Source organism: Micromonospora sp. NPDC005686, from assembly GCF_042871665.1.
GTDB lineage: Bacteria > Actinomycetota > Actinomycetes > Mycobacteriales > Micromonosporaceae > Micromonospora.
The window spans coordinates 401344-415155 of record NZ_JBIAIY010000001.1; the positions used below are offsets into that span (position 1 = coordinate 401344).

General features: G+C 71.9%; 13 protein-coding genes, 1 tRNA gene and 2 pseudogenes. 14 read left to right on the forward strand and 2 right to left on the reverse strand.

What is annotated here, in order from left to right; translation table 11 throughout:
* Positions 1-319: 319 nt before the first annotated feature.
* Positions 320-535: pseudogene (locus tag ACFYON_RS01805) on the reverse strand (hypothetical protein); the annotation flags it as partial.
* Positions 536-693: 158 nt separating this feature from the next.
* On the opposite strand from ACFYON_RS01805, the gene ACFYON_RS01810 reads away from it, so the two are divergent.
* From ACFYON_RS01810 to ACFYON_RS01840, 7 genes are all read left to right on the forward strand, one after another.
* Positions 694-777 (forward strand) — tRNA-Leu (locus ACFYON_RS01810).
* 584 nt (positions 778-1361) lie between these two features.
* A complete protein-coding gene (locus tag ACFYON_RS01815) occupies positions 1362-1664 on the forward strand; it encodes an urease subunit gamma (RefSeq protein WP_073827834.1) in 303 nt (100 codons plus the stop codon).
* Positions 1661-2101, forward strand: a complete 441-nt coding sequence (locus tag ACFYON_RS01820; protein WP_387188729.1) for an urease subunit beta — start codon at positions 1661-1663, stop codon at positions 2099-2101. The genes ACFYON_RS01815 and ACFYON_RS01820 overlap by 4 nt, the downstream gene beginning before the upstream one ends.
* Positions 2098-3801, forward strand: a complete 1704-nt coding sequence (locus tag ACFYON_RS01825; protein ID WP_354864464.1) for an urease subunit alpha — start codon at positions 2098-2100, stop codon at positions 3799-3801. The genes ACFYON_RS01820 and ACFYON_RS01825 overlap by 4 nt, the downstream gene beginning before the upstream one ends.
* The gene (locus ACFYON_RS01830) at positions 3801-4493 is read left to right on the forward strand and encodes an urease accessory UreF family protein (protein ID WP_354864462.1); all 693 of its coding nucleotides are present in this window, start codon (positions 3801-3803) and stop codon (positions 4491-4493) included. The genes ACFYON_RS01825 and ACFYON_RS01830 overlap by 1 nt, the downstream gene beginning before the upstream one ends.
* The gene (gene ureG, locus ACFYON_RS01835; RefSeq protein WP_354864460.1) at positions 4483-5253 is read left to right on the forward strand and encodes an urease accessory protein UreG; all 771 of its coding nucleotides are present in this window, start codon (positions 4483-4485) and stop codon (positions 5251-5253) included. The genes ACFYON_RS01830 and ureG overlap by 11 nt, the downstream gene beginning before the upstream one ends.
* Positions 5253-5999, forward strand: coding sequence for an urease accessory protein UreD (locus ACFYON_RS01840; RefSeq protein ID WP_354864458.1), 747 nt, complete (start codon positions 5253-5255; stop codon positions 5997-5999). Before ureG ends, ACFYON_RS01840 begins: the two co-directional genes overlap by 1 nt.
* 7 nt (positions 6000-6006) lie before the next feature.
* Here ACFYON_RS01840 and ACFYON_RS01845 read toward each other — a convergent pair whose 3' ends face one another.
* Positions 6007-6471: a MarR family transcriptional regulator gene (locus ACFYON_RS01845; RefSeq protein ID WP_354864456.1), complete on the reverse strand. Its 465-nt coding sequence runs from the start codon at positions 6469-6471 to the stop codon at positions 6007-6009.
* A gap of 96 nt (positions 6472-6567) precedes the next feature.
* Between ACFYON_RS01845 and ACFYON_RS01850 the strand changes: the two genes are divergently transcribed.
* The 7 genes and pseudogenes from ACFYON_RS01850 to ACFYON_RS01880 all read left to right on the forward strand — a co-directional run.
* Positions 6568-7650 carry a substrate-binding domain-containing protein gene (locus ACFYON_RS01850; protein WP_354864454.1) on the forward strand — a complete coding sequence of 361 codons (1083 nt, stop codon included), beginning with the start codon at positions 6568-6570 and terminating at the stop codon, positions 7648-7650.
* Between the two features lie 442 nt (positions 7651-8092).
* Entirely contained in the window at positions 8093-9298 is a 1206-nt protein-coding gene (urtA, locus tag ACFYON_RS01855; protein ID WP_354864452.1) for an urea ABC transporter substrate-binding protein, read from the forward strand.
* A 76-nt stretch (positions 9299-9374) separates the two neighbouring features.
* Positions 9375-10262, forward strand: a complete 888-nt coding sequence (gene urtB, locus ACFYON_RS01860; protein WP_354864450.1) for an urea ABC transporter permease subunit UrtB — start codon at positions 9375-9377, stop codon at positions 10260-10262.
* The gene (gene urtC / locus ACFYON_RS01865) at positions 10259-11389 is read left to right on the forward strand and encodes an urea ABC transporter permease subunit UrtC (RefSeq protein WP_354864447.1); all 1131 of its coding nucleotides are present in this window, start codon (positions 10259-10261) and stop codon (positions 11387-11389) included. Before urtB ends, urtC begins: the two co-directional genes overlap by 4 nt.
* Entirely contained in the window at positions 11386-12162 is a 777-nt protein-coding gene (gene urtD, locus ACFYON_RS01870; RefSeq protein ID WP_354864445.1) for an urea ABC transporter ATP-binding protein UrtD, read from the forward strand. The genes urtC and urtD overlap by 4 nt, the downstream gene beginning before the upstream one ends.
* Positions 12162-12854 (forward strand): urea ABC transporter ATP-binding subunit UrtE, encoded by a 693-nt coding sequence (urtE, locus tag ACFYON_RS01875; RefSeq protein ID WP_387188725.1) that lies wholly within the window; start codon positions 12162-12164, stop codon positions 12852-12854. The genes urtD and urtE overlap by 1 nt, the downstream gene beginning before the upstream one ends.
* A 195-nt stretch (positions 12855-13049) precedes the next feature.
* Positions 13050-13808, forward strand: a pseudogene (locus tag ACFYON_RS01880) (lytic polysaccharide monooxygenase); the annotation flags it as partial.
* Between the last annotated feature and the right edge of the window lie 4 nt (positions 13809-13812).

The window sequence follows — 13812 nt, forward strand, 5'->3', positions numbered from 1 at the left end:
CGGGGTGCGGTCCGGCAGCGGCGGCGGAGCCGCCGGGGAAGGGGCCGTAGCCCGCGGGAGCGGCGGCGGAGCCGCCGAGGTACTGGCGGGCTGCGCGTACCGCTGGGTGGTCCGGACCGAGCACGGCGGGCCCGGCGGTCGCCACGCGGCTGTAGTTGCGGCGGGCCTCGTGCCGGTTGCCCAACTCCTCGGCCACCCCGGCGAGGTCGAAGCTGAGCGCGAGCATCAGCGGGTCGGCCTCGCCGCGGCGAGGCTCGCCGGCCGCGTAGGCCTCTTCGAGTACGCGCCGGGCGGCGGCCGGATCGTCGGCCTCGCGGTGCAGCCGGGCCAGCAGGTGTCCGGTGGCCAGGACGTCCTGGTGGTCCTCGCCGTATGCCGGGCGGGCCGCGACGATCGCGTCGGCGAGCAGGCGGCGGGCGCTTGTCAGGTCACCCGCGGCGCGCAGCGCGAGGGCCTGGTGTTGAGTGGCGATCAACGGGGAGGGGTGGGACACGTGAGCAATGCTGCCCGGAATCGCCTGTTGCGCGCTACCCACGCGATTGTTGTGGCCGCTGACCTGCTCAAACGTGCCGCGCTGGAGCTGATGTGCATGATCGTTCTGGGCCGTGTACAGTAATCCCCCGTGCGGCCCGCCAGGCCGGCCGATGCGGTGAGATGATCACCTTGGCCGACCGGGTAGGCTGGTACGTGCAGGTCCGGGTGGCGGAATGGCAGACGCGCTAGCTTGAGGTGCTAGTGCCCGTATAGGGCGTGGGGGTTCAAGTCCCCCCTCGGACACAAACGATAACCCCACGGTGTGCGCTGAGATCGACTTCAGCGCGCACCGTTTGCGTTTTGCGGGTGGTACGTCAGCCGCAGGCCGAGCTGGCGGTATACCTCGGCCTTGTCGGCGGGCCCGCATCGTGGAGCACTGTGACGTACTCCTGAGGGAAGCGGCAGCGGTGCAGACGCGCGACCGTTCGGGGCGCTGCCGACTCAGGTGCAGGCGATCCAGAACGACCTTCGCTCGCGAACATGGACTACATGGAGTCAGCGACTTCGGCGGGCGTGCATGGTGTCTTCCGAGGTTCTGACTCGACCCGGACGTCGACACAGCTCGATCCCTCATGCCGAGCACGCTGTTGCCCCCGCCGGTGGCGATCCTCTACGGTCGGCTGAAGCGGTGGGCGGTGCGGTCCGCATCCGACCGACACCGCCGGGTGCCCGTCGCGCGGGCCGGGACGGTGGAGTCCCGGGCCACCCCGTCGGCGGTGTCGCGGCGGTCGTGTGACTCCAGCTCGTACTCCGGGTGGTGCTGCCCGGCTCGGCTCCGCGCGGAGCCGACGGCGAGCGGACCACGCCGATCCCCACCGGAGAATCCCGTGTTCCTCAGCCCGCACGAGCAGGACCGCCTGCTCGTCCACGTCGCGGCCGACGTCGCTCGCCGCCGCCGCGAGCGCGGCCTGCGACTCAACTATCCCGAAGCCGTCGCGATCATCGTCGCCTTCCTGCTCGAAGGGGCCCGCGACGGACGGTCGGTGGTCGACCTCATGTCCGCCGGCCGGACGGTGCTCGGCCGCGAGGACGTCCAGGACGGCATCCCCGAAATGCTGAGGGAGGTGCAGGTGGAGGCGACGTTCCCGGACGGTACCAAGCTCGTGACGGTGCACCACCCGATCCCGTGATCCCCGGGGAGATCCTGCCGGCGACCGGGCCGGTCGAGATCAACGTGGGTCGGCCGGTGACCACAGTGGTCGTGGTCAACACCGCCGACCGTCCGGTGCAGGTCGGCTCGCACTACCACTTCGCCGAGGCCAACCCGGCCCTGATGTTCGACCGGGCCGTCGCCTGGGGTCAGCGTCTCGCCGTTCCGGCAGGTACCTCGGTCCGGTTCGAGCCGGGCGTGAGCCGCAACGTCGAGCTGGTTCCGCTCGGCGGCGCACGCGTCGTGCCCGGTCTGCGCGGCGAGTGCGCCGGGCCGCTGGACGAAGCGCCACCGGCCGCGCCGGAAACGGACGCGCCGACGAATGGGGCGCCGGAAACGGACGCGCCGACGAATGGGGCGCCGGAAACGGACGCGCCGACGAGCGGGGCGCCGACTTCCGATGGGCCGGCGCGGTGAGCGCGGTGCGGCGGGACCGCTACATCGACCTGTACGGGCCGACCACCGGCGACCGCATCCGGCTGGCCGACACGAACCTGCTGATCGAGGTGGAGACCGACCACTGCGTGGGCGGCGACGAGGCGGTCTTCGGCGGCGGGAAGGTGATCCGCGAGTCGATGGGCCAGTCGCGGGCGACCCGCGCCGAGGGCGCACTCGACACCGTCATCACCGGCGCGGTGGTGCTCGACCACTGGGGCGTGGTCAAGGCCGACGTGGGTCTGCGCGACGGGCGGATCGTGGCGCTGGGCCGGGCCGGCAACCCGGACACCATGCCCGGTGTCCATCCCGAGCTGGTCATCGGCCCGGCCACCGAGGTCATCGCCGGGAACGACCGGATCCTCACGGCCGGCGCGGTCGACACCCACGTGCACTTCATCTGCCCGGAGATCGTCACCGAGGCGCTGGCCGGCGGCATCACCACACTCGTCGGCGGCGGCACCGGCCCCGCGGAGGGCACCCGGGCCACGACTGTCACCCCGAATGCCTGGCACCTGGCCCGCATGCACGAGGCGCTGGACACGCTGCCGGTCAACGTGCTGCTGCTCGGCAAGGGCAACACCGTCTCGCACGAGGCGCTGTGGGAGCAGTTGCGCGCCGGCGCGGGCGGTTTCAAGCTGCACGAGGACTGGGGCACCACACCGGCGGCGATCGACGCCTGCCTGCGGGTGGCGGACGCCTCCGGGGTGCAGGTGTCCATCCACACCGACACCCTCAACGAGGCCGGTTTCGTGGCCGACACGCTGCGGGCGATCGCCGGCCGGGCCATCCACTCGTACCACACCGAGGGCGCGGGAGGCGGGCACGCGCCGGACATCATCACGGTGGCCGGCGAGCCCAACGTGCTGCCGTCGTCGACCAACCCGACCCGGCCGTACACCGCCAACACCCTCGCCGAGCACCTGGACATGCTGATGGTCTGCCACCATCTCAACCCGTCCGTGCCGGAGGATCTGGCCTTCGCCGAGAGCCGCATCCGGCCGTCCACGATGGCCGCCGAGGACCTGCTGCACGACCTCGGCGCGATCTCCATCATCGGCTCCGACTCGCAGGCGATGGGCCGGGTGGGCGAGGTGATCCTGCGAACCTGGCAGAGCGCGCACGTCATGAAGGAGCGGGTCGGCGCGCTGCCCGGCGACGGCGCGGCCGACAACCACCGGGCCCGCCGGTACGTGGCGAAGTACACCATCTGCGCGGCGATGGCGAACGGGCTGGACCGGGAGGTCGGCTCGGTCGAGCCGGGCAAGCTGGCCGACCTGGTGCTGTGGGATCCGGCGTTCTTCGGCGTACGACCGCATCTGGTGCTGAAGGGCGGCATGATCGCGTACGCCCAGATGGGTGACGCCAACGCGTCCATCCCGACGCCGCAGCCGATGCTGCCGCGCCCGATGTTCGGGGCGTACGGCGTCGCGGCGTCGGCCACCAGCCTGGCGTTCGTCGCGCCGGCCGCCCTCGACGCCGGGCTGCGCCTCGACGTGCGGCGACGGGTGGTGCCCGTCGCGGACGTGCGCTCGCGGGGCAAGGCCGACCTGCCGGAGAACGACGCGATGCCCCGGATCGAGGTGGACCCGGACACCTTCACCGTGCGGATCGACGGTCAGGTGGTGGAGCCGGACCCGGTGCCACGCCTGCCGATGGCCCAGCGGTACTTCCTCTTCTGATGGCGACGTCGAGCCTGCTCCTGCTGCTGGCCGACGGTCGCTTCCCGGCCGGCGCGCACGCCCACTCCGGCGGCCTGGAGGCCGCCGTCGCCGCCGGCCGGGTCACCGACCTGGCCACGTTGGAGACGTTCCTGGCCGGCCGGCTGGCCACCGCCGGGCTGGTCGGTGCGGCGTTCGCGGCGGCGGCGCACCGGGCGGCCACCTCGGCCGGTTCCGCCGTACGCGGGTCCACGCTGGCATTGCTCGACGCGGAGCTGGACGCCCGGACGGCGGCACCGGCGCTGCGCACGGTGTCCCGTCGCCAGGGACGGGCTCTGCTGCGCGCGGGCCGGGCCATCTGGCCGGAGGCGTCCTTCGACGACCTGCCCTCCACACCTGGCGGAGCGCATCAGCCGTTGGTGCTCGGGCTGCTCTGCGCCGCCGCCGGCCTGAGCCGCGCCGAGACCGCCACGGTCGCCACCCACGGAACGGTGACCGGTGCGGCCAGTGCGGCCGTACGCCTGCTCGGTCTCGACCCGTACCAGGTCCAGGCCCTGCTGGTCGGTCTCGCCTCCCGGTGCGACGGCACCGCCGCCGAGGCGGCCCGGGCCGCCGACGACCCACCCGAGCGGCTGCCCGCGGCGACCGCTCCTCTTGCCGACATCCATGCCGAAGCTCATGCCACCTGGGAGGTGCGTCTCTTTGCGTCCTGACACCGTTGTGCCGACCGCTACGCCCACTGCCGACCGGAATCCTGCCCCGCACGACGAGACCGTTCCGCACACCCACCCCGAACCGGGGGTGGACCCGCATCCGCCGCTGGCACAAGCCGGACGGGCGCTGCGCGTCGGCATCGGCGGGCCGGTCGGGTCCGGCAAGACCGCCCTGGTGGCGGCCCTGTGCCGGGCGTTCGCCGGTGAGCTGCGACTCGGCGTGGTCACCAACGACATCTACACGACCGAGGACGCCGACTTCCTCAAGCGGGCCGGCGTGCTGGACCCGAGCCGGATCCGCGCCGTGGAGACCGGTTGCTGCCCGCACACCGCCATCCGGGACGACATCGGGGCCAACCTCGACGCCGTGGACGAGTTGGCCGAGGCGGTCGGCCCGCTGGACCTGGTGCTGGTCGAGAGCGGCGGGGACAACCTGACCGCCACGTTCAGCCGGGGCCTGGTGGACCGGCAGATATTCGTGGTCGACGTGGCCGGCGGGGACAAGGTGCCGCGCAAGGGCGGACCCGGGGTGACGTCCGCCGACCTGCTCGTGATCAACAAGACCGACCTGGCCCCGATGGTGGGCGCGGACCTGGCCGTCATGGACCGGGACGCGCGGGCCCGGCGCGGCGACCTGCCGACCGTGTTCCTGTCGATCGTCGGTGACCCGACGGCGGGGCGGATCGCCGACTGGATCCGCCACGAACTGGCCCACCACGCGGCAATGCACCCGGCCGCCGCGCGGGTCGGCCCGGCCTGATGCGCGCGCACGCCCGGCTGGTGGCTCGGGCCGACGGCCGGGGCGGCACGGTCCTCGCCGAGCTGCGCGGTGAGACACCGCTGCTGCTGCGACAGACGCCCGGCAGCGGTCGTGCCGTGACGGTGTACGTCGTCGGCGGGGCGGCCGGTCCGCTCGCCGGCGACGACCTGCGGCTGGAGATCGACGTGGGACCGGGGGCGGCGGTGCGGCTGCACACCGTCGCCGCCTCGGTCGCCCTGCCCGGCCGGCCCGGCGTCGTGTCGCGGATGGCGGTCCGCGCCGTGGTGCACGACGGCGGCGCACTGCACTGGCTGCCCGAGCAACTGGTCGCTGCGGCCGGCTGCGCCCACCTCGCCGAGTCCCAGGTCGAGCTGGCCGCCGGGGCGAGGCTGACCTGGCGCGACGAGGTGATCTGCGGCCGGTACGGCGAGGCGCCGGGCGGCGCGGTCGTCCACACCCGGGTCGACTACGACGGCCGGCCGCTGCTGCGCCAGTCGCTGGCCGTGGGACCGGGCGCGCCCGGCTGGGCCGGCCCCGCGGTGCTCGGCGGCGCGCCGGCCACCGGGTCGCTGCTGGTGGTGGACCCGTCGCTTCCCGACGAGCCCGCGACTGTCGAGGGCACCGTCGCCCGGCTGCCCCTGGCGGGTGGTCCGGCGACACTGTGGACCGCTACCGCTCCCGACGCGCACACGCTGCGCGCCCACCTCGACGTGGAGGTCGAGCCGCTGCTCACCAAGGTGGAGTGAAGCGGGGTCAGCGGCGAAGCCCGGCCGCCTCGGCGTTGTCGCGGCGACCCGCCGGGTCGAGCCGGGCGATCAGGTCGGCGAGGTCGTCGAGCAGGGCGGTGTCGGCAGGTATGCCCGCCTCGGCGAGGCTGGTCCGGACCCGCTCGTCGAGGCGGGCGTGCTCGCGGCGGCCCCGGGTGGTCAGGTAGGCCCGGATACGCCGGCGGTCCAGCGGGTCGATCCGCCGGAACACCAGGTTACGGTCGACGAGATGGTCGACCAGCTTGGTGAGGGTCCCCGGCGGCAACGACGCCTCGGCGGACACCTCGCTCATCGGATGGCCCTGACCGTCGGCGAGCAGGCAGAGCACCCGCCACGCCTCGGTGGTCAGGTCGTCGTCGGCCAGAACGGCGGCCAACCGGCGGGAGAGCAGCCGTTCGGCGCGGGTGAGCGAGCGCAGCAGATCGGCTGACGCCCCGGGCACGTCTGACATGGAACTCCCTGGGCCGGTGGCCCTGCCATGGTAGCGACTCGTCCCGGTCCGTGGAGAGCTGTGGTTTTCCCACGTCGGCCGGGCAATCATGGGCTCATGTCCGCGCCGGCACCGCCGTGGCTCACAGTCGATCGGGCCGTGGTCAGCATCGCGCTGGTGTACCCGATGCGCGGGCCGGCGGGAATGTTCGGCCCGACCTGCGAACTCTGTGCCCAGCTCGCGGTCGAGGAGATCAACGCCGGTGGCGGGGTGCTGGGCCGCGAGGTGCGGCTGGTGCCGGTCGACGGTGGCGCCCCACCGGCCGAGGTCGCCGCCCAGGTGGAGGCGCTGGTGTCGGTGGGCGCCGTGCAGGGCGTGACCGGTTGGCACATCTCCTCGGTGCGGCAGGCGCTCGCGCCCCGGGTCGCGCACCGCGTGCCGTACGTCTACACCGCCCTGTACGAGGGCGGTGAGCGTACCGAGGGGGTCTATCTGACCAGCGAGACGCCGGACGCGCAGCTGTGGCCCGGGATGCGGCTGCTCGCGGGGGAGCAGGGCGTGCGCCGCTGGTTCGTGGTCGGCAACGACTACGTGTGGCCCCGGCGCACCGCGCGGGCGGCCCAGCGGTACGCGCTGCGCGGCGGTGGCCGCGTGGTGGGGCAGGCGTTCCTGCCGTTGGAGACGCACGACTTCGACGACGTGTTGCGCCAGATCGAGCGCAGCGAGGCCGACGCCGTGGTGATGCTGCTCGTCGGCGCGGACGCGGTGCGGTTCAACCGGGCGTTCGCGCGTGCCGCGATGGACCAGCGCTGCCTGCGGCTGAGCACCCTGATGGACGAGAACATGCTGCTGGCCAGCGGGGCGGGCGCGACGCGGCGGCTCTACAGCGCGGCGGGCTTCTTCGCCGGCCTCGTGACGCAGGAGAGCCTTGACTTCCACGGTGAGTTCGCCCGCCGGTTCGGGGTGGAGGCGCCGCCGCTGGGCAGCCTGGGGGAGTCCTGCTACGAGGGCGTGATGCTGCTCGCCGCCCTGATCGGGCAGGCCCGCACCCTCGACGTACGGGCGATCGAGACGGCTGCGGACACGGTGGCGTACCACGGGCCGCGCGGTCGGCTGCAGCTGCGTCGACGGCACGTGCGCCAGCGGATCTACCTCGCCGAGGCCGACGGTCTCGACTTCACAGTGCTCGCCCAGATCTGACCGCCCGGTACAGACCCTTGACACGTCCACCCGGCCCGGCCCTAAGATACTTCCTGCGTGAAGTATCTACCCCGGAGGGTGGATACCGCGAATGTCTGTCCACCGTCGGCGGAATCTGTTCGCCGACCATTCTGGTGGCAATTCTTCACCGAACTGATCACGGCTGAAACCGTCTTACGTGCGACGGTGTCAGCCGTTGTGGCATGCGTGCTCCCCGGATGCGCGGGAAACAGTCAATTAAGGGCTGGGAAACGTCCACGCAATCATGCCGGTCGACGCTTTGCGTGCCCGTATTCGATGCGATGACCATGGGCGACGTCCACCCGTCGACTTTGGCATCGCCAACTCCACCGGACCGCACCGACCGTCCTTTCGCTACCTGAGTGCACCGCAGGGAGATTAGATGTCAGTTCTTTGGGGCCGCCGCATTCTGGCGGGTGCCATGACCCTCGTCGCCGCGGCGGCCGTGACCGCGTGCGGCAGCAAGACCAGTGACGAGGGCGGCGCGGCCGGCGTCACCGCCGACGTCTCCGGCGACACCGTCAAGGTGGGCCTGCTCAACTCGCTCTCCGGCACCATGGCGATCAGCGAGGTCACCGTCCGCGACTCCATCATGCTCGCCGTTGAGGAGATCAACGCGGCTGGCGGCGTCCTCGGCAAGAAGATCCAGCCGGTCGGGGAGGACGGTGCCTCGGACTGGCCCACCTTCGCGGAGAAAGCCGAGAAGCTCATCTCCGAGGACCGGGTGGCAGCCGTTTTCGGCTGCTGGACGTCGGCCAGCCGCAAGGCGGTCAAGCCGGTGTTCGAGAAGAACAAGGCGCTGCTGTTCTACCCGGTGCAGTACGAGGGCCTGGAACAGTCGCCCTACATCTTCTACACGGGCGCGACGACCAACCAGCAGATCGTCCCCGGGCTCGACTATCTCAAGGCCCAGGGAACGAAGTCGGTCTACCTGGTCGGCAGCGACTACGTCTTCCCGCGGACGGCCAACAAAATCATCAAGGCGTACGCGGCGGCGAACGGGATGACAGTGGTCGGCGAGGATTACGCGCCGCTCGGGTCCACCGAATTCGGCACGATCGTCAACAAGGTCAAGTCGTCCGGCGCGAAGGCGGTCTTCAACACCCTCAACGGCGACAGCAACGTGGCGTTCTTCAAGGAGTACAAGTCGGCCGGCCTGACCGCCGCCGCGATGCCGGTGGTGTCGGTGTCCATCGCCGAGGAGGAGGTCAAGAGCATCGGCACCCAGTACCTGGAGGGCCAGTTGACCGCCTGGAACTACTACCAGACCACGCCCGGCGCGGCGAACGGCAAGTTCGTGGCCGCGTACAAGGCGAAGTACGGCGCGGACAAGCCGACGAGCGACCCGATGGAGGCCGCCTACGTCAGCGTCTACCTGTGGAAGGCGATGGTCGAGAAGGCCGGCGCGTTCGACGTCGAGAAGGTCCGCGGCGCCTCCGACGGGATCACCTTCGACGCGCCGGAGGGCCTGGTCACCGTCGACGGCAAGACCCAGCACATCGCCAAGACCGCCCGCATCGGCAAGGTCGGCGCGGACGGCCTGATCACCGAGGTGTGGAACTCCGGCAAGCCGATCGCGCCGGACCCGTACCTCAAGACCTATCAGTGGGCGAGCGGCCTGAGCTGACGACGCCGGCCCCGGGCGGGCACCGCGACGACGCGCCCCGCCCGGGTCCCCGACCAGCAGTACGGGAGTACCCACCGTGACAGTCCTCTTCGGTCAACTCTTCACCGGCATCAGCATCGGTGCGGTGCTGCTGCTCATCGCGCTCGGGCTGGCGCTGACCTTCGGCCAGATGAACGTCATCAACATGGCGCACGGCGAGTTCATCATGGCCGGCGCCTACACCACGTACGTGCTGCAACAGAGCATCACCGGCGCCGGCCTGTCGCTGCTGGTCGCGCTGCCGGTGGCGTTCGTGGTCGCCGGCACGATGGGGGTGCTGCTGGAGATCCTGCTGATCCGCCGGCTCTACGCCCGTCCCCTGGACACCCTGCTGGTCACCTGGGGCGTGTCCCTGATGCTGCAACAGCTCGCCCGGGACATCTTCGGCAGTCCGAACGTGCAGACCCGCGCGCCGGACCTGCTCACCGGCAACGTGGCGGTGCCCGGCGGGCTGACGGTCGCCAACAACCGGCTGTTCATCCTGGCCCTGGCCCTGGCCGCCGTCGCCGCCCTGACCCTGGCGCTGCGGTTCACCCCGTTGGGGCGCCGGATCCGCGCGGTCGTGCAGAACCGCGACCTCGCCGCGGTGTCCGGCATCCCCACCGCCCGGGTCGATCGGACGACCTTCTTTCTCGGCTCGGGCCTGGCCGGGCTCGCCGGGGTGGCGCTCACCCTCCTCGGCCCGATCGGCCCGACCATGGGCACCAACCTGATCATCGACGCCTTCCTGGTCGTCGTGGTCGGCGGGATCGGTCAGCTCAAGGGCAGCGTGATCGTCGCCTTCGCCCTCGGGGTCCTCCAGGCCACCGGGGAGTACCTCACGACCCTCAGCGTCGCCAAGGTGATCGTCTTCGTGGCGATCGTCGCGTTCCTCCAGTGGCGGCCACAGGGCATGTTCACCCTGCGGACCAGGAGCCTCGCATGACCGCCGTGACACCCGCGCCGCCGAGCACCGCCGACGCGCCGGCCCCGGCCGACATCGCGCCTGGAAGCCGGTCCGGTGACCGCTCCCGGCTGCGCGCGGCGGCGGGGTTCGCGTTCGGCGCGGCGCTGCTGTTCGCCGTCGCGCCGCTGGCGCTGTCGGACTTCCGGCTGGCCCTGCTCGCCAAGTACCTCTGCGTCGCCGTGGTGGCCGTCGGCATCGGCATCGCCTGGGGGCGCGGCGGCATGCTCACCCTCGGCCAGGGCGTCTTCTTCGGCCTGGGCGGCTACGCGATGGCCATGCACCTCAAGCTCGCCGACGCGGGTCCCGGTGGGATGCCCGACTTCATGCAGCTGTACGGGCAGCTCGACGAACTGCCCGTCTGGTGGCAGCCGTTCGCCAGCCCGTGGTTCGCGCTGCCGGCCACGGTCCTGCTGCCGATGGCCGTCGCCTTCGGGCTCGGCTCACTGGTGTTCCGCCGCCGTGTGCGGGGCGCGTACTTCGCCATCCTCAGCCAGGCTCTCGCCGCCGCCATGGTGATCCTGTTGATCGGCCAGCAGGGGACCACGGGCGGCACCAACGGGCTCACCGACATCCAGGGCTTCTTCGGCTACGACCTGGACGACCCGGTCAACCAGCGGATGGTCTACTTCATCATCGCCGCCGTCCTGCTGGCGTTGCTCGCGCTGGCCCGTCAGCTCATCCACAGCCGCTACGGCGAGCTGCTGGTGGCGGTGCGTGACGGCGAGGAGCGGGTCCGTTTCCTCGGCTACGACCCGGCGTCGGTCAAGCTCGTCGCCTACGTGGTGGCGGCGGGTATGGCGGGCCTCGCCGGCGCGCTGTTCGTGCCGGCGGTGGGCATCATCTCGCCCGCCCTCATCGGCATCGTCCCGTCGATCGAGTTCGTCATCGGTGTGGCGGTGGGTGGCCGGGCGACGCTGCTGGGCCCGGTGCTCGGCGCGGTCGCGGTGGCCTGGGCGCGTACCGCCCTGTCGGAGCGTTTCCCGGGCACCTGGACGTACCTTCAGGGTCTGCTCTTCGTGGTCGTGGTGGCGTTTCTTCCCGGCGGCCTGGCGTCGCTGTGGGCGCTGGCCCGCCGCCGCGCCGAGCGGGCGGAGGTGCACAAATGAGCGACGACCGACCGGACGGGCTGTCCGTCCGTGACGTGCGGGTCAGCTTCGACGGCTTCACCGCCGTCGACGGCGTCTCGCTGGAGGTGCCCGCCGGTGACATCCGGTTCCTGATCGGGCCGAACGGCGCCGGCAAGACCACCCTGGTCGACGCGATCACCGGTCTGGTGCGGGCCACCGGCTCGGTGCGCTTCGGCGACCAGGAGTTGCTGGGTCGCCCGGTGCACCGGATCAGCCGGCTCGGCGTCGGCCGGACGTTCCAGACGTCGACGATCTTCGAGGAGCTGTCGGTCGTGCAGAACCTCGACATCGCCGCGGGCGCCCGCCGGAGCTGGGCCACCCTGGCCCGGCGTCGGCGGGGGATCCCCGACGAGGTGGCCGCCGCGCTGGAGACCATCGGGCTGACCGGCCGGGCCGACCAGCTCGCCGGCACGCTCGCGCACGGCCAGAAGCAGTGGTTGGAGATCGGCATGCTGCTGGTGCAGGACGCGCGGCTGCTGCTGCTCGACGAGCCGGTCGCCGGGATGAGCCACGAGGAGCGCGACGCCACGGGCGCCCTGCTGGCGACGGTGAGCCGGGATCGCACGGTGGTGGTGATCGAGCACGACATGGACTTCCTGCGTCGCTTCGCGCGCAGCGTCACCGTGCTGCACGCGGGGAAGGTGCTCAGCGAGGGCACTGTGGCGCAGGTCCAGGCGGACCCGCGCGTGCAGGAGGTCTACCTCGGCCACCCGGTCGACGCCGGGTCGGTCCCCAGCGGTCTGGAGGCATGATGCTGACCCTGAGTGGGGTGCACGCCGGATACGGGCGCTCCCGGGTGCTGCACGGCGTGGACCTCGCCGTCCCGCCCGACGGGGTGGCCGCGGTGCTCGGGCACAACGGCGCCGGTAAGAGCACCTTGCTGCGGGTCGCGGCAGGCCTGCTGCGCCCGACCGCCGGCACCGTCGAGCTGGACGGCGAGGACGTCACCCGTCTCGCGCCGCACGAGCGGGTGGCGCGCGGCATGGCGTACGTCCCGCAGGGCCAGCAGTGCTTCCCGCACCTGACGGCGGCGGAGAACCTGCGCCTCGTCGCTGACGCCCGGCGCGACGGCGCGGTGGCGACCGCGGAGGTGCTGGACCTGTTCCCGGCGCTGCGTCCGCTGCTGCGGCGGCGGGCCGGGCTGCTCTCCGGTGGTCAGCGTCAGCAGCTCGCCATCGCCCGCGCGTTGATCACCCGGCCGCGGCTGCTCATGCTGGACGAGCCGACCGAGGGCATCCAGCCGTCGGTGGTCGCCGAGATCCAGGAGCGGATCGTCGAGCTGACCCGGCAGTCCGGCTTCAGCGTGCTGCTCGTCGAGCAGCACCTCGGGTTCGCGCTGCAGGTGGCGAACCGCTACCACGTCCTCGAATCCGGCCGGGTCACCTCGCACGGCGACGGGGGAGTGACGGCGGAGCGGGAGGTACGCGCGGCCCTCGCGGTCTGACCCGGGTGGGGGTCGGCTCTCGGTATCGATTTACATTGACGGCCGCCTTTACTAACATCGTGGCTGGGAGCCGCCAAGCGCTGCTGGGCAGCAGTGCCGTCCACCCCTGGGACGGCTTGAATCGATCGGCGTCACCTTCTCCGGGGTGGGCACCCAGCGAGGGCCACTGGGCGCCGGCGCATCCACTGGAGCATCATGAAAATCTCACGGACAGCACGCCGTCTGGGACTGGGCGCGGTCGTAGTTCTCGTCGCCTCGCTCACGATGGTCGTCGTCAACCAGGCCGGTCCGGCCTCGGCGCACGGGTCGGTCACCAATCCGCCGTCACGCAACTACGGATGTTACGAGCGCTGGGGTTCCGACCACCTCAACCCCACGATGGCCCAGACCGACCCGATGTGCTGGCAGGCGTGGCAGGCCAACCCGAACACCATGTGGAACTGGAACGGCCTGTACCGCGAAAACGTCGGCGGCAACCACCAGGCCGCCGTGCCGGACGGACAACTGTGCAGCGGCGGCCGCACCCAGAATGGCCTGTACGCCTCGCTCGACGCGGTCGGCGCGTGGACCGCGAAGCCGATGCCGAACAACTTCACCCTGACGCTGACCGACGGCGCTCGACACGGCGCCGACTACATGTTGATCTACATCACCAAGCAGGGTTTCGACCCGACCACCCAGCCCCTCACCTGGAACAGCCTTGAGCTGGTACTCCGTACCGGCAGCTACCCGACCACCGGGCTCTACGAGGCGCAGGTGAACGCGGGCAACCGCACCGGGCGGCACGTCGTCTACACCATCTGGCAGGCGTCCCACCTCGACCAGCCGTACTACCTCTGCAGTGACGTGATCTTCGGCGGCGGCGACAACCCGCCGCCGACGACCCCGCCCCCCACCACCCCCCCCCCCCCCCCCCCCCCCCCCCCCCCCCCCCCCCCCCCCCCCCCCCCCCCCCCCC

Bases quoted from the DNA above. Each gene is read 5' to 3' on its own strand.
- ACFYON_RS01830 (WP_354864462.1), top strand. From the start codon at position 3,801: ATGGCGACGTCGAGCCTGCTCCTGCTGCTGGCCGACGGTCGCTTCCCG.
- urtD (WP_354864445.1), top strand. From the start codon at position 11,386: ATGAGCGACGACCGACCGGACGGGCTGTCCGTCCGTGACGTGCGGGTC.
- urtE (WP_387188725.1), top strand. From the start codon at position 12,162: ATGCTGACCCTGAGTGGGGTGCACGCCGGATACGGGCGCTCCCGGGTG.
- ACFYON_RS01845 (WP_354864456.1), bottom strand. From the start codon at position 6,471: ATGTCAGACGTGCCCGGGGCGTCAGCCGATCTGCTGCGCTCGCTCACC.
- urtA (WP_354864452.1), top strand. From the start codon at position 8,093: ATGACCCTCGTCGCCGCGGCGGCCGTGACCGCGTGCGGCAGCAAGACC.
- ACFYON_RS01840 (WP_354864458.1), top strand. From the start codon at position 5,253: ATGCGCGCGCACGCCCGGCTGGTGGCTCGGGCCGACGGCCGGGGCGGC.
- urtC (WP_354864447.1), top strand. From the start codon at position 10,259: ATGACCGCCGTGACACCCGCGCCGCCGAGCACCGCCGACGCGCCGGCC.
- ACFYON_RS01850 (WP_354864454.1), top strand. From the start codon at position 6,568: ATGTCCGCGCCGGCACCGCCGTGGCTCACAGTCGATCGGGCCGTGGTC.